The following is a 19,326-nucleotide window of genomic DNA, read 5'->3' on the forward strand; positions in this document are numbered from 1 at the left end:
ATGACCGAACATACGCACGCACTGGACCAGCGTCAGCCGTCCCTGGACTGGCTTCGCGGAGTTGCCGCCATGATGGTGGTGCTGTTTCACTATTGCCATGCCGGGTTGCGCGATGGCTGGTTCAAGGGCGAGCAACACCCCGTCGTCTACGCCGTCACGGCCTACGGTTATGTGGGTGTGCATCTTTTCTTCATGATCAGTGGGTACGTGATCATGATGACCGCGCAACATGCAAACACGCGGCGGTTCATGGCCTCGAGGGTGTCCCGCTTGGCCCCTGCACTCTGGGTTTGCGTGACCTTGACGGCGCTGGTGGAGTTGGCGGTGCCGACGGCACCCATCAAACCCGAATCATGGGCGCAATACTTCGCCAATCTCACGCTGGTGCCGCGCGTTTTCGATGAGGCGTACATGGACGGGGCCTATTGGTCTTTGGCCGTGGAGATCAACTTTTACGCCATGGTGGCCCTGGCGATTGCCACAGGGCAGCTCAAGCGCATCGAGACCTTGCTGCTGCTCTGGCTGGCGCTTTCGTTGGTCAACTACCTGCGGCCCATGCACACGGTTCAAGTCTTTACCAGCGCCCAATGGGCGCCGTTGTTCACGGCAGGTGCCATCTTCTATCTGGTCAAGCAATCTGGCTGGACTGCGCGCCGCCTGCTCTCGATATCCGGGTCGACCCTGTTAGCGTGTCTGTATCTCTGGCGGGAGAATGGTGTTGTTCCCGACCTTGAGCATCTGTTGCGCCTGGACGCAGGCCCCAACCATTTGGTTATCGAAGCCATCCTGCTGTCCTTCTTCGGCTTCTTTTTCTGCATGGTTCACGGCAAGGTGCGGGTCAAGAGTTCGAGGTGGAGTTTGCTCGCAGGGCGCCTGACCTACCCGTTGTATCTGGTGCATCAACACGCCGGCTATGCCTTGTTCAGTCTCGCGGCAGCCTCGGGACTCACCGCTGCAGTGGGTCTGTCCTGGGTAACCGTCGGATTGCTCGCGTTGGCAGTGGCGGCGGCATGGCTGGTTAACGTGTGTGTCGAGGAGCCTTGGTCAGCGCCTTTGCGCCGGTGGTTGGCAGGCGCGGGCCGGACAAAACAGATGCAAGTGCATCGCAAGGCGCTCAAGGCGTCGAAATAGGAGGTCTGCGAGATACGTCGCGGATACCATGGAGGAGTAAGGGAAATGACCGATTCGGAGGAGGCACCGAGGCCTGGCAAGTGGAAGTATGAAGCGCCCTTGCTGCTTGTGGTCGTCGATACGGAGGAGGAGTTCAACTGGGGTCTGCCTTTTGACCGGCAGGCTACCGCGACGCACTCGATCACGGCGCAGGATCGGGTGCACGGCGTGTACGACAAGCTCGGTGTCGTGCCGACCTATGTCATGGACTACCCGGTGGCCGCTTCACGCACGGCGGCGCACTACCTGCGCACGCTGGTCGACGCGGGAAAGGCCGAGTTTGGTACGCATTGCCACCCCTGGGTGACGCCGCCGTACAGCGAGCAGGTGTCGGTTTTCAATTCCTATCATGGAAACCTGCCGCGTGAGTTGGAGGCCGAGAAAATCCGGCTGACCACCGAGGCGGTTGCTCAGGCGTTCGGACGCTCACCGCGCGTCTTCAAGGCGGGCAGGTATGGTCTTGGGCCGAATACCTTCGGCATCCTGCGCGAACTGGGTTACAGCGTCGATTGCAGTGTCGTGCCACATACCAGCTTTGCTCACGAAGGCGGCCCCAATTACCAAGGCATGCCGGATCAACCGTATTTCCCTGACGCTTCGCACGCGCTGCTCGAGGTGCCTCTTACCGTGGGGTACTCGGGCTCATTGCGCCGATGGGGCGTGACCAGGCCTGCGTTGATGCAGAACCACTTCGCGCAACGCCTGCATCTCCCAGGCATCATGAGCCGCATGGGTTTGCTGGAGCGGGTTCGGCTGAGTCCGGAGGGCTTTGATGAGAACACGCTCAAGCGGCTTCTGAGGACCATGGTGCAGGATGGTGTGCAGGTGTTCACCATGACCTACCATTCGCCCACGCTGCAGCCAGGCAACACGCCATACGTTCGAACGCCTGCCGATCTGGAGGCTTTCCTCCGCACCATTGAAAATGTGTTGCGCTATTTCCAATCGGAGCTGGGAGGGCGCTTTTCAACCCTGGAGAGGTTAGAAAGGCTGATTCGGGTTCAAGACAGCCGCGCGCGCGCCGAACCTTGCCCGCTTGAAACAGGATCAACCCTGGCGCCAGGACACCAGGGTTGATCGGGGTCAGCGTGGCACGATGGCCCAGGTGGGATCGCTCAGGAAAGCCGCATCGATCAGGGGTGTGAATCCCTTCCAGCGTGTGTAAGCAGAAGAGGCGTTGGTCACGCCAGCGTTCACGGCCGATGCCAGAGACGCGCGTGAGATGGCAGCGTAGCCTTCCGCGGTCGCGGGATACGCCTCCACGTTCATGGCCAGACTCGAACAGGGGCTGTTCACCGCTTCCGGATAGTTGCGCGCGAACAGCTCGCGCCAGGTGGTGATCAGGCGCCCACCCGTGTCGCGGATCCACCAGTAATATCCTGGCGCCTTCACTGTGCAGAATCCATCGCTTTCAGCAAGATAGCGTCCCACGTTGAAGCGGCTGAACCAATCCAGAATGTCTTTCGACTTGGGTTCGTCGTTTTCGGCCATCCAGCTGAACACAATGCCCATGAAATCGTTGTTCCAGGGCACCGCTCGCCCGGCTTCATAGCGGTTTTCGATCGCCCCCAGCGGCGAAACGCCCGCATTGTTGGTGTAGTTGGTCTGGTACCAGGTCAGGTTGTTCGACAGGATGGTCTTGAAATAGCTCTTTTGAGGGTGCGTTTCGGGCAACGCAAAGGCCGCCTCGGCGATCGACCTCATGCCCCATGCCTGGCCACGGATCTGGTTTTCGTAGATCAGGCCTTTGCCAGCTTCCCGAGAGATGGGGTGGACGTTTGCAATGTTCCAGGATGCCCAGAACATCATTTCGTCCAGATAGAACTCATCGCCGGTGAGGAGGTAGGGAATGTATGCGAACGACCCTTGGTGGGGCGTGTCGGGCTCCCAGATGGTGCTGCCGGAAACCGCGGGCAAGACCGGGCTCGATGTGCCGAACAGCACCGTCACATTCGGGTTTCTCTGAACGTCCAACGGCTGGCCGGTGCCTTCGTCGCGGTAGTGCACGGGCACTGCGGCGGACGCGTCCGCGTTGGCCATCATGCTCGCCCGGGCCCGCTCGTCTTGTGTGAGGAGGTACAACACCGTCCAGCGCGGCAGCGCGCCAATCTCCGGGCGCCCACCCGTGGAAGGGAAGTAGGGGTTCAGCATGGCGCGTCCCATGGGGCTCGTGTCCGAGGCAGCGAGATCACGGGCCTCCTGGGCCAGTACGCTATCGGGGATTCTCAGCGCGAGATCAAAATTCCAGGTCGCCTTGCTTGCAAGGAAGTAAGGCATGTGATGTCGAATCCTGTACTGAGGCGCAGTGGCACCCGTCCATAGAACCTTGTGCCAACGCGAATGATGGTTGTGCGTGAACCTGGGCTGCGTGTGGATCAATTGCCCGTTTTTGCGGACGTTCAGTTCGTAGGTGATGTTTCCGGGGCCCGTCTTGAAGGTCCAGTTGTTCTCGAGCACCATGTCCGTGCGAATCCGCGCGCCGTTTTCGTACAGACGGGTATGCAAGCGAGCATTGAGATGGGGATGTTCCTCGTTGGTGGAGCTGTTCTTGAATGGGGCCAGGACCGTGTACTCGGTGGCCACGGTGCCATTGAGCCTTCGACTGGTGCCTTGGGCGATGCTTTGTTTGAGCAGATCTTGGGGCCGAGAGACCCACGTCGAGACCAAGGTGCTGCCGTTGTATACCTTGGCTTCCAGTTCAAGATTCCAGTCAGGATCGGCAGGAATGCTCTGGGTGGATGTGTTCTTTGCGCCCAGGAAAAGGTTGATCAGCTTGGGCTGGTTGGCTTGAAGATTGCTGACCTTTGCACTCAAGACGGCGAATCGAACCGACCCGTCACGGTGCGAGGCCGTTTGGTCCACCTGCAGGGGGACGGCCGCGCCGGTGCTGTCGGTGGCAACGAGTCCCTGCGAGCTGGGCCAGTTCCCAGCCTTGAAGGGCTGGCCGAAGGTCACGGGAACCGACGTTTGTGTGGTGGTTGATGAGACTTCGATGCACGTGATGGCCTGTGCGGCACAGGCAAGTCCGTTGGCACCTGGAGCTGGAGCCGGTGCCGGTGCCGGTGCTGGTGCCGGTGCTGGTGCTGGTGCTGGTGCTGGTGCTGGTGCTGGTGCCGGTGCCGGTGCTGGTGCTGGTGCTGGTGCTGGTGCTGGTGCTGGTGCTGGTGCTGGTGCTGGTGCTGGTGCTGGTGCTGGTGCTGGTGCCGGTGCTGGTGCCGGTGCTGGTGCCGGTGCTGGTGCCGGTGCTGGTGCCGGTGCTGGTGCCGGTGCTGGTGCTGGTGCTGGTGCCGGGCGAGGAGCCGGAGCTGGTGCGGGCGAGGATGCAATCGCTTCACCGGGGGTGTTGGCCGCGGCTGAACCACCTCCGCCACCGCCACAGGCCGATACGGCTGCAAGCAGGAAAAGCACAGACAGCCGCTTCAGATCGCTGGCGTTTGCAGAGTTGGAGAGGTTCATGATGGGCGTCAGCTGATGGAGCTGGAAGGGGGACCGTTGGAATCAGATGAAAAGGGGACTGCCGCTGCCGTGTTCGTTCTTGGGAGGGCTGGACAGGGCCTCGATGGAATCTTCGTCCGACGGGGGAGGGCCGGTAGGACGGCCCGACAGAGCGTCTGTCCAAAACGATATGTGGCACAAGAATGGGACTGTAATTTACAGATTCCATGCAGTCGAAACATCTAGACACTTTTTCCGTGGGCAAACCGCCTTTCGGGCATTGATTGGACGATGCGAGGAGCCAAGAAGGCGTGGACCATCGGAATTGCCATGGGCAACCCAAAGCCATCTGACGCCACGGCATTGCCCGGAACGTTAGATCGATGAATTCTTGGAGGCCTCCGCGAGATGCGCATTCCACAAATTAAGCTATTCGCGTGAATGTGCGGCATGGATTGTCGAGGCGATGTCCTCGGCCTGGTGTAGTGACGTGTTACCAGTTGCAGGCACTGTTGAGCGGTTCAATTCCGCCCGGTTGGGGCTTGAAATCCCCATGACGGCGCTTCGATCGCACCCGGAAGCGTCATGAAAATTCGACGCGCCTTGTTGAAATCATCGGTTACAAACCCGGTCATAGGGATGGGTGCGGGCGGCTGTACCCACCGCAGGAGAAGCGCATCCATGCGCAGGAAGTTTTGCTCCGCCTCCAGAAAAACATTCAACTCCGAGCGCACGTCTGCGTGGTCGCGAACGGCGATGGTTCCTTCGAAATGGTTGCCCCGCAGAGACACCTGGGTGGGGCTGCCGCGCGCCAAAAAACCCGCCGTGTTGATAAGCGTGTTGTGAGCCAAGACGATGTCGGACGAGGCATTTACGTCGATGCCCGCATCATTGCAGTGCGCAACGATGTTGTTCGCGGCCAATCCGTGACGGTGCTGGAAGTCTTGGCAAGCGTTTTGACGGCAAATGGCTTCGGCGTTACCGCCCCCCCCACCGAAAGAAATGCCCACGCGTACCCCCGGATGAGAAATTTGCTGCGGTGAGCACACGACCAGATTGCGCTCAATGCGCCCACCCTCGCTGGCGCCCTTCATGAACAGGCCATAGGCAATCCGGTTGCCCTGGCCTTTGGCAAAGCCCACGACCAAGTTGTCTTGAACCCTCCACTGGTGGGCGCCCACCAGATCGAGCATCACCACAGGATTCCCCGTCTGGCGCGGGGAGGCATTGGTCAGGGAATTGAAGGCGACCAGCCCATGGTCGGGCCAATCGCCGTTCAAACCATTCACTTTGATGTGCGCGTTGAAGTCTTCTATTCGATTGTTTCGAAGAACCACGAATGCGCCACGGCCAAGCACGTGGAAAGCGTGTTCGCAATTGTCGTGGTCGGTGCACACGCCCTTGATGTTCAAGTTTTCAAATGACCAATGCGGGCGATCGACACGGATGCCGCTGACTTGCGAGAACTCCAATTGCACGCTGCCAGGACGGATTGCGCTGACCACGATAGGCATGTCACGGTGCCCGTCCTTGCCCAATTGCAGCGTTCGAGAGAAGCGGTAGAGGCCCGGCTCGATGACGATGTGGGTGCCGGGCTCGGCCACCAAGAGGGCCTGCTCAAGCGCAAAGGCCGTGCGGACCCGCACGACCGTTCCCTTGATCGGCACGGCCGGGGCCATTGACGTGGCTTGCTGTCCTTTTCCCAATGTCGGCAATGCACCGAGGGGAGGTGGCCGCTCGTATCGGATTTGCACGGCACGCAAGGTGGGGCCGACAAGCGCCACAAGCCAAGGGTGTCCTTCCAGGCGGAGCTGGATGTAGCGAATGATCTCCTGCGGGCTGCGCGAGCTTGCCGCCTCCAGCGCTCGCTGTCCGAGACTGCTTGCCATGCTGGCCAGCATCAACAGCAAAATGCCCGCGATCGCAAAGGAGACGTGCCGCCGCCACGATTTCAATGGAGTTCTCCTTTGTGCGCCGCAAAGATGATAGCTCCGAGCGTGCAAGAAGCAACGCTATGGCCGTTCAAGATCGGAATTGACGAATGCGGTCGCTATCATTTGCGCCTTCCAAAGAAGTTTCCAGAAAAGTTGCACCATGAAAATTACTGTGGTCGGGACCGGTTATGTGGGTTTGGTCAGTGGGGCCTGCCTTGCAGAAGTGGGCAACGACGTTCTATGTCTGGACGTGAATCCCGACAAGATCCGCATCCTGGAAGAGGGCGGTATTCCCATCTACGAGCCGGGCTTGCAGGACATGGTTCGGCGCAACGTCGCGGCCGGCCGCTTGCACTTCACCACCGACATAGATCGCGCCGTGCAGCACGGCACCATTCAGTTCATCGCGGTGGGGACGCCACCGGACGAGGATGGTTCGGCCGACATGCGCTATGTGCTTGCGGCGGCACGCAACATCGGTCAACGCATGACGGACTACAAGGTGGTCGTGGACAAGAGCACCGTGCCCGTGGGCACCGCAGATCGGGTTCGCGAAGCGATTGCTGAAGAATTGCACAAGCGTGGCGTGCAAACGCCGTTTGCGGTGGTGTCCAACCCCGAATTCCTCAAGGAAGGTGCGGCCGTGGACGACTTCATGCGTCCGGACCGCATCATCGTCGGCGCCAGCGACGAGCAGGCGGTGCACCTCATGCGTGCGCTGTACGCGCCGTTCCAGCGCAACCATGAGCGGTTGATTGTCACCGATGTGCGCAGCGCCGAGCTGACCAAGTACGCCGCCAACGCCATGCTGGCCACGCGCATCAGCTTCATGAACGAACTGGCCAATCTGGCCGAAAAGCTCGGCGCCGATATCGAGATGGTCCGTCAGGGCATCGGCTCGGATCCACGCATCGGCTACCACTTCCTGTATCCGGGCGCCGGCTATGGGGGATCCTGTTTCCCCAAGGACGTCAAGGCGCTGATCAAAACCGCTGCCGACGACGCCGGCCTCGATTTGAAGGTCCTGACCGCGGTGGAGGCGGCCAATGACGCGCAGAAGCATGTGCTGGGCGACAAAGTCAAACGCAAATTCGGCGCCGATCTGAAGGGGCGGCATTTTGCGGTCTGGGGGCTGGCTTTCAAACCCAATACCGATGACATGCGCGAAGCTCCCGCGCTGGAGTTGCTGGCCGATCTGCTGGCCGCCGGCGCCACTGCGACCGCCTACGACCCGGTGGCCATGCACGAAGCGCAGCGCATCCTGGGCGATGAACCGCGCGTCACTTTTGCCAAGTCGCCCAATGACGCTCTCGAAAATGCGGATGCACTGGTGATCGTGACCGAATGGAAGGAGTTCCGCAGCCCCGACTTCGACACCATCAAGACCAAGCTCAAGCAGGCGCTGATCGTGGACGGGCGCAACCTGTACGACCCGGCAGTCGTGCGCAGCCAGGGCTTTGAGTACCTGCCGATAGGCCGCTGAGCCATGGCGCGCTGGGGTGCGCCGGTGGTGGCCATCCTGGCGGCGGCAGCGTGTCTCAGCCTGGCTGTTGGGCATCCGCTGGCATCGGTATCGCTGGCGGTGGTGCTGTGCTGTGTCACCATGGGTTGGGCCGCCTGGCGGCCTTGGACCATCGGATGTCTGTTGGCGACGTTGTTGCCAGTGGCCAGCCTCGCGCCCTCGACGGGCTGGTGGCTGATCGACGAATTCGATCTGGTCGTGCTGGCCGTGCTGGCCGGCGCCTACGCACGCATGAGCTTCGATGCCTGGAGGGGTGGCGCTGCAGACGCTGCGGCGGTTCGCGATCGCGTGGGCTTCGGCTTGTGGATGGCGTTGGGCGTTTCCAGTACTTTGAGTCTGGTCATCGGGCTGCTGGATGCGGGCGCTGGCACAGGTGCGCAGCCGGATCTATGGACACGCGCCTTGTATGGCGGCTACGCCAGCGTTTTCAATCCTGTGCGTGTCTCCAAGAGTCTTCTTTGGGCGCTCCTCTTGCTGCCCGTTCTGCAGCACCTGCCCGAGTCGCGGCGCAAGTTCATGGTTGCTTCCACGGTGCAGGGGCTGGCCTTCGGCCTGGCCATGGTCTGTGCCCTTGTGCTTTGGGAGCGTTGGCGGTATGTGGGCATCTTCAACTTCACCGACTCATACCGCACGGTGGCGGGCTTTTGGGAAATGCACGTGGGAGGCGGCGCGATCGACGCGTACCTCGCAATGGCGGTGCCTGTCGCGTTCTGGGCGGTTTGGTGGGTGCCTGCCGGCTGGCGCTGGAGCGGCGCGGCACTGTTGGCGCTTCTGAGCACCTATGCCGTGCTGACCACCTATTCGCGAGGGCTGTACCTCGCGGTGGCGATTTCTATCGTGTTCATGCTGATCGTCGCTCGGGTTTGCCGCATTCAGCCTGCCGCCGGTTCGCGCGTGCGCGGCTGGTCGCTCAAGGGCCTGTCGCTGGTGCTGGTGGCTCAGGCGGTATGGGTGTTGGGCGGGCATACGTTCATGGCGGGGCGCGTCGCCCGCGTGGACGCCGATCTGCTGGACCGTGCGGCGCATTGGCGCGATGGTCTGGGTCTGCTCAAGACGCCCACGGACTGGATGTTCGGGCTAGGTGCGGGGCGCCTGCCGGCGCACTACAGCGCCGAGGTACCGGGCGGGGAGTTCGCGGGGCAGGCGCTGTGGCGGCACGGACCGGACGGCACCGCAGTGGTGGAACTTTCAGGGCCCGCGACACGCCAGGACATGGCCTATGACTTCGGCCTCACGCAGCGCGTCGATCTCTGGTCCGAAGGCAACTACCGGGTGCGGATCCGGTACCAGACCGACGCACCGTTGGTGTTGCTGTTGAGTGTGTGCGAGCGGCACCTCCTGTACGACTTCCGCTGCCAGTGGAAGCATGTACGTCCCGAGGCCGCCGTGGCGGACCCGGATCAGTGGCACGAGATGGTGTTGCCCGGCAAGGCATTCGCGCCCGCCGGACGGGCCGTCGCTCTGCGAGACGGCATGTTCACCATGACCGTGTTGAGCGTGGGCCGGACTGCACGCATCCATGAAGTGGCACTGTGGGACGCCCGAGGACACCAGGTCTTGAAGAACGGCGACTTCGCGCGAGGGCTGATGCATTGGTTTCCCGCCGCGCAAGGCAGCTTCAAGCCTTGGCACATCGACAACCTCTACCTGGAGATTCTGATCGAGCGGGGCCTGTTGGGTTGGCTGGTGGTGGCGCTGTTGGCGGCCTGGACAGGCCATGGCCTCGCCCGTGCTCTCCAGCATCGCGAACCCTGGGCCCTTGCGCTGTCCGGTTCTCTGGTGAGCATGGGGGTGCTCGGTCTGGTCATCAGCGTCACCGAGTTGCCTCGTGTCGCCTTTATGCTGCTGCTCATCCTGTTGACCACGTCACGGTTGAGGCGTTCTCCACAATCCCTCTCTTGTAACGGCATGTAGCCAATGCGTATCAACGGGTATCCTCGCACTGTTCTCAAGTGCCGGGCACTGCTGCCCTTATTTCAGGAACCGGAAGTTTGATCAAGCTCTTCAACCACTACTTCGATCGCCGCACGCTGGCGAAGATGTTCATGGATCTGCTGTTGATCACCGTGGCGTTCATGGCCACTCTGGTGATCCTCACCGACGCAGAAGAATTGACCGTCGCGCAGTTCGGCCAGGGGCTGTTCCGTGCAGTGCTCATGAGCGCCGGTTTTCTGGGCGTCAACTCCGCGCTGGGCCTCTACGACCGGGGCACGGCCCTTAACAACACCCAATTGCGCGCACGCGTGCTGGTGTCATTCCTGATGATGGGCGTCATCGTGGTCGGGGTGCTGTTGCTGCTGCCTGTGAAGGCGTTTTGGGGGCACACCTGGGCCGTCGTGATTGTGATGATGGCCACGGGCCTGCTGCTGGTCATCCAGGTGTTGACGGGTGAGATTCTGGCCAAATCGCTCGCCAGGCGCCGCGTGCTGGTCTACGGCACGGGTGTGAAGGCGCAGGCGGTGGGAGACAGTCTGAAGCGACCCGCCTCGAGCGCCGAGTTGTGCGGCTATTTCGCCAGTCCGAACGAGCGCGAGCATCTGGTGACCAGTTGGGGCACGCTGGGGTCCGACCAGACGCTCACGGAGGTGGTGACGCAGAAGCGGATCGACGAAATCGTGGTCGCGCTGTCCGAGCGCCGAGGTGGCAGCATGCCGATGCGCGAATTGCTGGATTGCAAGCTGGCGGGGGTGCGCGTCACGGACATCGCCACCTATTTCGAGCAGGAGCTTGGTCAGATCCGGCTGGACGCCGTATCGGCGGGCTGGCTGATCTTCGGCGATGGGTTTGACCAGGGTTTCGTGCGCACGACCATCAAGCGCCTGTTCGATCTGGCGGGTGCGGTGGTTCTGATCTTGCTGGCTTTGCCGATCATGGCGGTGACGGCGCTCATCATCAAGCTGGAGAGCTCGGGCCCGGTGCTCTACAAGCAGGAACGCGTCGGGCTCAACAACAAGCCCTTCAACGTGGTGAAGTTCCGCAGCATGCGCACCGACGCGGAGAAGGACGGTGTACCCCGCTGGGCCACCGCGGGCGACAGCCGCGTCACGCGCGTGGGCAAGGTGATCCGCAAGCTGCGCATCGACGAGTTGCCACAGCTCTTCAGCGTGCTCAATGGCGACATGAGTCTGGTGGGCCCGCGCCCGGAGCGCGCGTTCTTCGTCGAGAAACTCGCGCAGGAGATTCCGTTCTACGCCGTGCGCCACAGCGTCAAGCCGGGTGTGACGGGGTGGGCGCAGGTGCGTTTCCCGTACGGCGCCACCGTGGAAGACACGAAGAAGAAACTGCAGTTCGACCTGTACTACGTGAAGAACCACTCGTTGTTCCTGGACCTGGTGGTGATCTTCGAAACCATCGGCGTGGTGCTCACGGGCAAGGGCGCCCAGTAGGCGCTGCGCGCGTCCTGGGTATCTTGGCGTCAGGCCAGGGTATGCAGTGGAATGTCTTTCTCCGCGGCCAGGGCGTCGAGCTGCCGGCGGGTCTTGCGCTCGATGAAGCTGGCGATCGCGGCGTGGGTGTCGGGCTTGAAAAGCGTGCGAAACCCCGTGTACTCCAGACCCGCGGCCGCGCACAGCGCGGCGGCGAAATGTGGCTCCAGTGCCGCCACGGCGACTCGGCCGTCCTGGCAGGCATAGACGCGGTAGCCCGCGTGCGCGCCGCCGATCGCCCCACTGGGCAATGACAGGCCCCAGGTGCGAGGCAGGGCGAGCCAGGCTGCCGCATCGGACAGAGGAACCTCCTGTACGCAGCCCTTGCCCGAGGTCTTTTGCGTCAGCACCGCCTTGAGCACGGCCTCGCTGGCCATGACGGAGCCACACATGTCGGCAAAGAGCGTCGGGGGCAGATCCAGGCCCGTGATGAGCCCGGCCTCCGACAGGTAGGTGAGGTCATGGCCGGGTTCCTCGGCGCGCGCACCGGGCGCGCCCACGATGCAGACCAACGAGAGCGCCGGGTAGCGTTTGCGCAAGTCAGGCCACCGCAGGCCGAGCTTGTGCAGCGCGGAGGGGCGAAAGGAGGTCAGCAACACGTCGGTACGGGCCAGTTCCTTGTGCAGCGTGGCCTGGCCTTTCTCGGACTTCAGGTCCATCGCCACCACCTTCACGCCCGCGTGCAGTGTCGCGTAGGTGGTCGGGCTGTACTGGCCCATGGGATCGCCGCTGCCGCCACCGGGCGCGGGCGGTTCGACCTTCAGGCAGGTGGCGCCCATGTGTTTCAGGCGCATGAGGGCCGCTGGGCCGGGCAGGTTGAGCGCAAGGCTGAGCACGCGCACGCCGCGCAGTGGCTTGAGCGTGGGGGCTGGGCGGGGGGCGATGTTCATCGCCACACTGTACCGGCGAACCGCGCCGCGCGCGTGCTCAGCGTTCGCCAAAGTTCAGGGGCAGTCCCACGTAGTTTTCCGCGAGCGAGCGCGAAAGCGATTCGGAGTTCACCAGGTAGTCCAGCTCAGCTTCCTGCACTTTCTGTCCAAAGCCTGCGGTGTCGGGAAAACGGTGCATCAGCGAGGTCAACCACCAGGAGAACCGCTCGGCTTTCCACACGCGCCGCAGGCAGCGCTCGGAGTAGCTGTCGATGCCGGCCGAGGTCATGTCGCGGTAGTACTCGATGAACGCGCCCGAGAGGTACTTGACGTCGCTGGCCGCGAGGTTGAGTCCTTTCGCGCCGGTGGGCGGCACGATGTGGGCCGCATCGCCTGCGAGGAACAGGCGACCGAAGCGCATCGGCTCTGCCACGAAGCTGCGCAGCGGCGCGATGCTCTTTTCGATGGTGGGGCCGGTGATCACGCGGGATGCCATCTCCGGATCGAGGCGCCGCCGCAGCTCGTCCCAGAAGCGCTGGTCGCTCCAGTCCTCGACCTTGTCGTCCAACGGGCATTGCACGTAGTAGCGGCTGCGCGTCGGGCTGCGCATGGAACACAGCGCGAAGCCGCGCTCGCTGTTGGCGTAGACGATCGCGTGCGGAGACACTGGTGGCACGTCGGCCAGGATGCCGAGCCAGCCGAAGGGATAGACCTTCTCGTATTCGGTGATCGAACCCTCGGGCACGCTGGCGCGGCACACGCCATGGAAGCCATCGCAGCCCGCAATGAAATCGCAGGCGATCTCGTGTGTCTGCCCGTCCTTGCGGTAGCGCACGCGCGGCTTGTCGCTGCCGTAGTCCAGCACCTCCACGTCGGCCGCCTCGTACACCGTCGGCAGGTTGGCCGCGCTGCGGGCTTCCATGAGGTCGCGCGTCATCTCGGTCTGACCATAGGCGGTGACCACCTTGCCGTGGGTGAGCCCGTGCACGTCGATGGCGTGGCGCGTGCCTGCGAACACCAGTTCGATGCTGTGGTGCACCGTGCCTTGCGCATCAAGGCGCTCTCCCACGCCGGCCTCGCGCATCAGATCGGTGGTGATCTGTTCGAGAATGCCCGCGCGGATGCGGCCCAGCACGTACGCGCCGCTCTGGCGCTCGACGACGATGTTGTCGATGCCGGCCTTGTGCAGCAGTTGGCCAAGCAACAGCCCGGCAGGGCCGGCGCCGATGATGGCAACCTGGGTTCGCGTCATGGAAAGGTCTCCTGGTTCAAGCGGGTTCGAGCATAGAAACAGGTGATGTCCGCCACAAGCGCAGGACGGAGCCGTTGCGCGATGATCGGATTCATTGCGCGATCATCGCGCATAATTTGCCCATGACCACCACGCCACCCATCGCCAAGGCCGACCTCATCGAGGGCATGGCCAAAGGCATGGCGGTGCTGGAGAGCTTCGACACCGAGCGCCAGCGCCTCAACGCCACGCAAGCCGCCGAGCGCGCCGGCCTCACGCGCGCGGCGGCGCGCCGCCACCTGCTCACGCTCGCACACCTGGGCTATCTGGAGTCCGACGGCAGCCACTACTGGCTCGCCCCGAAAGTGTTGCGCTTCTCCGGCAGCTACCTGGCATCGGCGCGTCTGCCGCGCTTGTTGCAGCCTACGCTGAACCGCCTGGCGGCCCAGACGCGAGAGTCGTTTTCCGCCGCCGTGCTGGATGGCGACCAGGTCGTGATCGTGGCGCGCAATGTGTCGCTCGGGGGCCAGCGCCTGATGGCCTACGGCCTGCACCTGGGCGCACGCTTGCCCGCGCACGCCACCTCCACCGGCCGCGTGCTGCTGGCTGGCCTGCCGCGTGCCGAGTTCTCCACCTGGCTCAAGGGCCGCGAATTGCCGCGCCTGACACCCCGCACCACGGTGGAGCACAAGGCGTTTCGCGAGCTCATCGCGCGGGTTCGCCGCGAGGATCTGGCCATCGCGCGTGAAGAGCACGAACTGGGCGTGTTCGCGTTGGCCGTGCCACTGCGCAACATGCAAGGCCACGCCGTGGCGGCGCTCAACGTGGTGGCCTCGCCCGATCGCTTCGATGCGCCCCGGTTCCTGCAGGACATGCTGCCGCTGCTGCAGGATGCGGCGCGGGAGTTGCGGCCGCTGCTGTGAGCGCCGCTACGTGGCCGAACGGCATCGAAGGCGCCAGGGGTGGCTTCAAACGCCCAGGTACTGCGCCAGCAGCTCGGGCTGCGCGTGCAGTTGTGCCGAGCTGCCTTCGTACACCACCTCGCCCTTGACGAGGATCACATTGCGGTCGGTGATCTGGGTGACGTGCTTCCAGTTCTTGTCGACGATCACGCTGCTGATGCCGCTCTCGCGGATCAGGCCGCAGATGCGCCAGATCTCGCGCGCGATCAACGGGGCCAGGCCTTCGGTGGCTTCGTCGAGGATGAGCAGGTCGGGGTTGGTCATGAGCGCGCGGCCGATGGTGAGCATCTGCTGCTCGCCGCCGCTGAGCTGTTGTCCGCCGTGGTTCAGGCGTTCGGCCAGGCGGGGGAACGTATCGAGCACGCGCTCGTAGGTCCACCCGCGTTGTCCCTGCGTGCCGGCGCGCGCCGACATCACCAGGTTCTCCTTCACGCTGAGGTTGCCGAAGATGCCGCGGCCTTCGGGCACGTAGGCAATGCCCTGGCGCGCGATCTCGAAGGTGGGCGCGCCGGTCATGAGCCGGCCCTTGACCTGCACCTGGCCACCGCTGGGTTTGACGATGCCCATGAGTGTCTTGAGCAGCGTGGTCTTGCCCATGCCGTTGCGGCCCATGAGGCCGATGGTCTGGCCCTTGCCGACGGTGAAATCGACACCGCGCAGGATGTGGCTGGCGCCGTAGTGGGTGTGCAGGCCCTTGGCTTCGATGAGGGTGCTCATTGGACTACCTTCCATGCTGCGCATTGCGGGGCCGGGCGGCGCTCATGTGTGTTCCTCTTCGCCCAGATAGGCAGCTTGCACGCCGGCATCCGCCCGCACTTGCGCGGGTGTACCACTGGCGATCACCTGGCCGTTGACCATCACCGTGAGCAGGTCGGCCAGGGAGAACACGGCATCCATGTCGTGCTCCACGAGCATCATGGCGTGGTCCTTCTTGATGCGCAGTAGCAGCTCGACCATGCGCTCGGCCTCCGCATGGCCCATGCCGGCCAGCGGCTCGTCGAGCAGCAGCACGGTGGGCTCGGTGGCCAACGTCATGGCGATCTCGAGCTGGCGCTGCTCGCCATGGCTGGTGGTGCCGGCGATGGTGTGGGCACGCGCCGTGAGGCCGGCGAGTTCGATCGCGCGCTCGCAGCGCCGGTTCACCTCGGTCATGGCGCTCGCGGCGGTGAGCCAGCGCACCGGGTTCCAGGGCGTGTGGCGTTCGCGCGATTGCGCGGCCAGCCGCACGTTGTCCCAGACGGTGAAGGGCAGGAAGATGTTGGTCTTCTGGTAGCTGCGGCCCAGGCCCAGGCGCGAGATGCGCTCGGCGCTCTTGCCCTGCGTCTGGGCGCCGTTGAGCGTGATGCGGCCCGAAGTGGGCGGCAGGTCGCCCGAGAGCAGGTTGGTCAGCGTGGACTTGCCCGCGCCGTTGGGCCCGATCACCGCGTGGATGCGGTCGCGGTGCAGCTCGACCGACACGTCGTTCACTGCGGCCAGGCCGCCAAAGCGCTTGGTGAGGTTCTTCGCGCTGAGAAGCAGCGTGCTCATGGTGCCGTCTCCCGCTTCTTCGAAAACCGTTCTACCAGGCCCAGCAGACCGCGCGGAGCAAAGACCACCACCAACACGATGAAGCTGCCCATGAGCAACTGCCAGTGTTTGGTCAGGTCCTTGAAGAAGTGCATGACGTACTCGAAGGCAAACGCGCCGACGATCGCGCCCGCGAAATTGCCCATGCCACCGAGGATCACCATCATGATCGCGTGCGCGCTCATGTGAAAGCCCATCAACTCGGGGTTCATGAAGCCGGTCTGCGCCGCCCAGAGAAAGCCCGCCACGCCGGCGAGCGCGCCGGCCAGCGTGAAGGCCGCGAGCTTGTGGCCGAAGGTGCCGTAGCCCACCGCGCGCATGCGGTGTTCGTTCACGCGGATGCCGGCGAGCACGCGGCCAAAGGGCGAGAACAACAGCCGGCGCAGGAAGGCATAGACCAGCACCAGCAGCAGCAAGGTGAAGTAGTAGAACGTGGTCTTGTTCTCCAGATCGATGCCGGTCCAGCCGAACAGCGAGGCGTCGGGGCGGAAGTTGATATAGATGCCGTCGGAGCCGCCCAAGACCTTGTTGTCGAAGAACAGAAAGAACACCATCTGCGCAAACGCCATGGTGACCATGATGAAGTAGATGCCATGCGTGCGCACCACGAAGAAGCCGATGACCAGCGCCGCCAGCGCAGCGCCCAGCACCGACACCGGCAAGGACCACCACAGACTGATGGGCGCATCTGCCGGCGTGAGAAAGGCCAGGGCATAGCCCGCCAGGCCGAAGTACGCGGCGTGGCCGAGCGACACGAGGCCGGTCACGCCCTGCAGCAAGTCCAGGCTCATCGCGAAGATCGCCAGGATCATCATCTGCGAGAGCATCTGCAGGTAGAAGCCGCCGCCATCCAGCGGAATCAGCGGAAACGCGGCCAGCGCGATCGCGCCCAGCCACAGGATGAACTGGATGCTGCGTGGCAGTCTTTCGAGTTGGGCGGTGGGTGCACTCATGACCTAGCCCCCACGTTGGTCACTTCGTGTACTGCGCTGCCCCCCAAGGGGGCCTTCGCATCTTGGAGCGGTCCGGCGATGCTCATTGCTTGAAGAGCCCCTCAGGCTTGTAGAGAAGAACCAGGGCCATGAGCATGTAGACCGCCATGCCGGCGATCTGCGGCACCAGCACCTTGCCAAAGGTATCGACCAGGCCCACGAGCAGGGCGGCCACCAGGGCGCCGCGCACCGAGCCGATGCCGCCGATGACCACGACCACGAAGCACATGATCAGCACCGAGCTGCCCATGCCGGGGTACACGCTGGAGATGGGCGCGGCGATCATGCCCGCGATGGCCGCGAGCGCCACGCCCAGCGCGAACACCACGCCGTGGATGAGGCGGATGTTGATGCCCAGCGACTCGGTCATTTCGCGGTTGAACGCGCCAGCGCGGATCTTCATGCCCAGGCGCGTCTTGGAGATCAGCAGGTACAGCCCCAGTGCAAGCGCAACGCACACGCCTGACATCACCAGGCGGTAGACCGGGTAGGAGAGGTTGTCGGTGAGCGGGATCGACCAGTTCAGCATCTCCGGCACCGGCACCGAGTGCACGTCGTCGCCCCACAGAATCGAGCGCATTTCCTCGAAGATGTAGATCAGGCCGAAGGTGAGCAGCACCTGGTCGAGGTGATCGCGCTTGTAGAAGTGGCGAAACAGCAGCCATTCGAGCAGCCAGCCGAACACCACGGCCAGCATGGTGCCGAGCACGATCGCCACCACCAGGCTGTTGAATTGGCCCACGAGGAACCAGGCCAGGTAGGCGCCCAGCATGTAGAAGCTGCCATGCGCGAGGTTGACCACGCCCATGATGCCGAAGATCAGGGTGAGCCCGGCGGCCAGCATGAACAGCAGCAGGCCGTACTGCAGGCTGTTGAGCAGCTGGATCAGGAGGTTGGCGAAGTCCATGGGGGAAGCTCAGACGGAGAGGCGGTCAAAAACCAGACCAGCGCCCGGGGCGCTGGTTTGTGGTGTCGCAAACCTGGGGTGCGGCTCGATCAGCCCATGCGGCAGCCGGTGGCCGGGTCGGCCACAGCCTTCTGCGCGATGCCGATCACCTTGTTCTCCTTGTTCTCGACCTTGCGCATGTACATGTCCTGGATCGGGTTGTGGGCCTTGCTCATGGTCCATTTGCCGCGCGGACTGTCGATCACGGCCCCCTCCATGGCGGCATACAGGGCCTTCTTGTTGTTGAGGTCGCCCTTGACGGCGTTGGCGCCCTTGATCAGCAGCAGGCCGGTGTCATAGCCTTGCACGGCGTACACGTCGGGCTGGAGCTTGAAGGCCTTGGCGTATTCCAGGCGGAATTGCTTGTCGCGCGGCGTGTTGAGCGAGTCGCCGTAGTGCATGGTGGTGAGCACGCCGTTGGCCGCTGGGCCAGCCGCTTCGAGCACGCCCTCGGTGAGGAAGCCCGAACCATAGAGTTGGATGGACTTGTTCAGGCCCGCAGCGGCGAAATCGCTCATGAACTTGGCCGCGCCGCCACCGGCGAAGAAGCAAGCCACGGCATCGGGCTTGAGCGAGGCGATTTCGGTCAGCAGTGCCTGGAACTCGACGTTGGGGAAGGGCAGGCCGAGCTTCTTCATGATGGTGCCGCCGGCTGCCGTGTAGCTCTGCTCGAAACCCTCGAAGGCCTCGTCCCCCGCGGCATAGCTCCAGGTGATCCACACCGCCTTCTTGTGGCCGTTGGCGACCATGGCCTTGCCCAGGGCCAGCGTGGGCTGCGAGTTCGTGAACGAGGTGCGGAACACGTTGGGCGCACACTGCGCGCGGGTGGCAATGTGCACGCCCGCGTTGGGAATCAGGTTGAGCACGCCCGTGTCGCGCGCCACCTTGTGGATGCCCATCTGCACGCCGGAGTGCACGGTGCCGACGAGCACATCCACCTTGTCGCGTTGTACCAGCCGGGTGGCGTTCTCGATGCCCTTGGCGGGGTTGGATTCGTCGTCCACCTTGAAGTACTCGACCTCGCGCCCGCCCAGCTTGCCGCCCTGCTCGTTGAGCGCCATGCGAAAGCCGTTTTCGATCGCCGCGCCGAGTTGGGCGAAGGTGCCGGTATAAGGCAGCATGAAGCCCACCCGCACCTTGTTGGACTGGGCGCGCACGATCTGCGGCAGCAGCAGGCCGGAAGAGGCGGCGCCGATCACGGCGGCGCTGCGGGTCAGAACGATTCGGCGGGTGGTCATGGAAGTCTCCTGTGGGTGGTTGCCTGAATGCGATTC

16 protein-coding genes are annotated in these 19,326 nt (G+C 63.5%); 7 read left to right on the plus strand and 9 right to left on the minus strand.

Annotated elements, in window-relative coordinates:
* Positions 1-1,131, plus strand: a complete 1,131-nt coding sequence (locus F9K07_RS14000; RefSeq protein WP_159594020.1) for an acyltransferase family protein — start codon at positions 1-3, stop codon at positions 1,129-1,131.
* Between the two features lie 45 nt (positions 1,132-1,176).
* Positions 1,177-2,247, plus strand: coding sequence for a polysaccharide deacetylase family protein (locus F9K07_RS14005; protein WP_159594021.1), 1,071 nt, complete (start codon positions 1,177-1,179; stop codon positions 2,245-2,247).
* 6 nt (positions 2,248-2,253) lie between these two features.
* Here the strand turns inward: F9K07_RS14005 and F9K07_RS14010 are convergent, their stop codons facing one another.
* The gene (locus F9K07_RS14010) at positions 2,254-4,173 is read right to left on the minus strand and encodes a hypothetical protein (protein WP_268894760.1); all 1,920 of its coding nucleotides are present in this window, start codon (positions 4,171-4,173) and stop codon (positions 2,254-2,256) included.
* A 5-nt stretch (positions 4,174-4,178) separates the two neighbouring features.
* Between F9K07_RS14010 and F9K07_RS32095 the strand changes: the two genes are divergently transcribed.
* Complete coding sequence (locus tag F9K07_RS32095; RefSeq protein WP_201451618.1) at positions 4,179-4,628, plus strand: hypothetical protein; 450 nt, start codon at positions 4,179-4,181, stop codon at positions 4,626-4,628.
* Positions 4,629-5,126: 498 nt separating this feature from the next.
* Here F9K07_RS32095 and F9K07_RS14015 read toward each other — a convergent pair whose 3' ends face one another.
* Entirely contained in the window at positions 5,127-6,560 is a 1,434-nt protein-coding gene (locus F9K07_RS14015; RefSeq protein WP_159594022.1) for a hypothetical protein, read from the minus strand.
* Between the two features lie 139 nt (positions 6,561-6,699).
* Between F9K07_RS14015 and F9K07_RS14020 the strand changes: the two genes are divergently transcribed.
* The 3 genes from F9K07_RS14020 (at position 6,700) to F9K07_RS14030 (ending at position 11,447) form a co-directional block, all read left to right on the plus strand.
* Complete coding sequence (locus F9K07_RS14020; RefSeq protein WP_159594023.1) at positions 6,700-8,022, plus strand: UDP-glucose dehydrogenase family protein; 1,323 nt, start codon at positions 6,700-6,702, stop codon at positions 8,020-8,022.
* A 3-nt stretch (positions 8,023-8,025) separates the two neighbouring features.
* Positions 8,026-9,975, plus strand: coding sequence for an O-antigen ligase family protein (locus F9K07_RS14025; RefSeq protein WP_159594024.1), 1,950 nt, complete (start codon positions 8,026-8,028; stop codon positions 9,973-9,975).
* A gap of 77 nt (positions 9,976-10,052) precedes the next feature.
* Positions 10,053-11,447, plus strand: a complete 1,395-nt coding sequence (locus F9K07_RS14030) for a TIGR03013 family XrtA/PEP-CTERM system glycosyltransferase (protein ID WP_159594025.1) — start codon at positions 10,053-10,055, stop codon at positions 11,445-11,447.
* Between the two features lie 29 nt (positions 11,448-11,476).
* Here the strand turns inward: F9K07_RS14030 and F9K07_RS14035 are convergent, their stop codons facing one another.
* Both F9K07_RS14035 and pobA read right to left on the minus strand, forming a co-directional pair.
* Entirely contained in the window at positions 11,477-12,376 is a 900-nt protein-coding gene (locus F9K07_RS14035) for a CoA transferase (protein WP_159594026.1), read from the minus strand.
* A gap of 37 nt (positions 12,377-12,413) precedes the next feature.
* A complete protein-coding gene (gene pobA, locus F9K07_RS14040; protein WP_159594027.1) occupies positions 12,414-13,607 on the minus strand; it encodes a 4-hydroxybenzoate 3-monooxygenase in 1,194 nt (397 codons plus the stop codon).
* Between the two features lie 122 nt (positions 13,608-13,729).
* Between pobA and F9K07_RS14045 the strand changes: the two genes are divergently transcribed.
* The gene (locus F9K07_RS14045) at positions 13,730-14,509 is read left to right on the plus strand and encodes an IclR family transcriptional regulator domain-containing protein (protein ID WP_159594028.1); all 780 of its coding nucleotides are present in this window, start codon (positions 13,730-13,732) and stop codon (positions 14,507-14,509) included.
* Between the two features lie 45 nt (positions 14,510-14,554).
* On the opposite strand, the gene F9K07_RS14050 is transcribed toward F9K07_RS14045, so the two are convergent.
* The 5 genes from F9K07_RS14050 to F9K07_RS14070 form a co-directional block, all read right to left on the minus strand.
* On the minus strand, positions 14,555-15,265 hold the full coding sequence (locus tag F9K07_RS14050) for an ABC transporter ATP-binding protein (RefSeq protein WP_159594029.1): 711 nt from the start codon (positions 15,263-15,265) through the stop codon (positions 14,555-14,557).
* 42 nt (positions 15,266-15,307) lie between these two features.
* A complete protein-coding gene (locus F9K07_RS14055; RefSeq protein ID WP_159594030.1) occupies positions 15,308-16,075 on the minus strand; it encodes an ABC transporter ATP-binding protein in 768 nt (255 codons plus the stop codon).
* On the minus strand, positions 16,072-17,067 hold the full coding sequence (locus tag F9K07_RS14060; protein ID WP_159594031.1) for a branched-chain amino acid ABC transporter permease: 996 nt from the start codon (positions 17,065-17,067) through the stop codon (positions 16,072-16,074). Before F9K07_RS14060 ends, F9K07_RS14055 begins: the two co-directional genes overlap by 4 nt.
* 82 nt (positions 17,068-17,149) lie before the next feature.
* Positions 17,150-18,013, minus strand: a complete 864-nt coding sequence (locus F9K07_RS14065) for a branched-chain amino acid ABC transporter permease (RefSeq protein ID WP_159594032.1) — start codon at positions 18,011-18,013, stop codon at positions 17,150-17,152.
* 89 nt (positions 18,014-18,102) lie between these two features.
* Positions 18,103-19,290 carry an ABC transporter substrate-binding protein gene (locus F9K07_RS14070; RefSeq protein ID WP_159594033.1) on the minus strand — a complete coding sequence of 396 codons (1,188 nt, stop codon included), beginning with the start codon at positions 19,288-19,290 and terminating at the stop codon, positions 18,103-18,105.
* Positions 19,291-19,326: the final 36 nt, after the last annotated feature.

The sequence above is a fragment of the Hydrogenophaga sp. BPS33 genome (genome assembly GCF_009859475.1).
Taxonomy (GTDB): domain Bacteria; phylum Pseudomonadota; class Gammaproteobacteria; order Burkholderiales; family Burkholderiaceae_C; genus Hydrogenophaga.

Excerpts from the sequence above, each read along its gene's own strand:
- F9K07_RS14000 (WP_159594020.1), top strand. The coding sequence starts at position 1 with ATGACCGAACATACGCACGCACTGGACCAGCGTCAGCCGTCCCTGGAC.
- F9K07_RS14005 (WP_159594021.1), top strand. The coding sequence starts at position 1,177 with ATGACCGATTCGGAGGAGGCACCGAGGCCTGGCAAGTGGAAGTATGAA.
- F9K07_RS14020 (WP_159594023.1), top strand. The coding sequence starts at position 6,700 with ATGAAAATTACTGTGGTCGGGACCGGTTATGTGGGTTTGGTCAGTGGG.
- F9K07_RS14025 (WP_159594024.1), top strand. The coding sequence starts at position 8,026 with ATGGCGCGCTGGGGTGCGCCGGTGGTGGCCATCCTGGCGGCGGCAGCG.
- F9K07_RS14035 (WP_159594026.1), bottom strand. The coding sequence starts at position 12,376 with ATGAACATCGCCCCCCGCCCAGCCCCCACGCTCAAGCCACTGCGCGGC.
- pobA (WP_159594027.1), bottom strand. The coding sequence starts at position 13,607 with ATGACGCGAACCCAGGTTGCCATCATCGGCGCCGGCCCTGCCGGGCTG.
- F9K07_RS14045 (WP_159594028.1), top strand. The coding sequence starts at position 13,730 with ATGACCACCACGCCACCCATCGCCAAGGCCGACCTCATCGAGGGCATG.
- F9K07_RS14050 (WP_159594029.1), bottom strand. The coding sequence starts at position 15,265 with ATGAGCACCCTCATCGAAGCCAAGGGCCTGCACACCCACTACGGCGCC.
- F9K07_RS14055 (WP_159594030.1), bottom strand. The coding sequence starts at position 16,075 with ATGAGCACGCTGCTTCTCAGCGCGAAGAACCTCACCAAGCGCTTTGGC.
- F9K07_RS14060 (WP_159594031.1), bottom strand. The coding sequence starts at position 17,067 with ATGAGTGCACCCACCGCCCAACTCGAAAGACTGCCACGCAGCATCCAG.
- F9K07_RS14065 (WP_159594032.1), bottom strand. The coding sequence starts at position 18,013 with ATGGACTTCGCCAACCTCCTGATCCAGCTGCTCAACAGCCTGCAGTAC.
- F9K07_RS14070 (WP_159594033.1), bottom strand. The coding sequence starts at position 19,290 with ATGACCACCCGCCGAATCGTTCTGACCCGCAGCGCCGCCGTGATCGGC.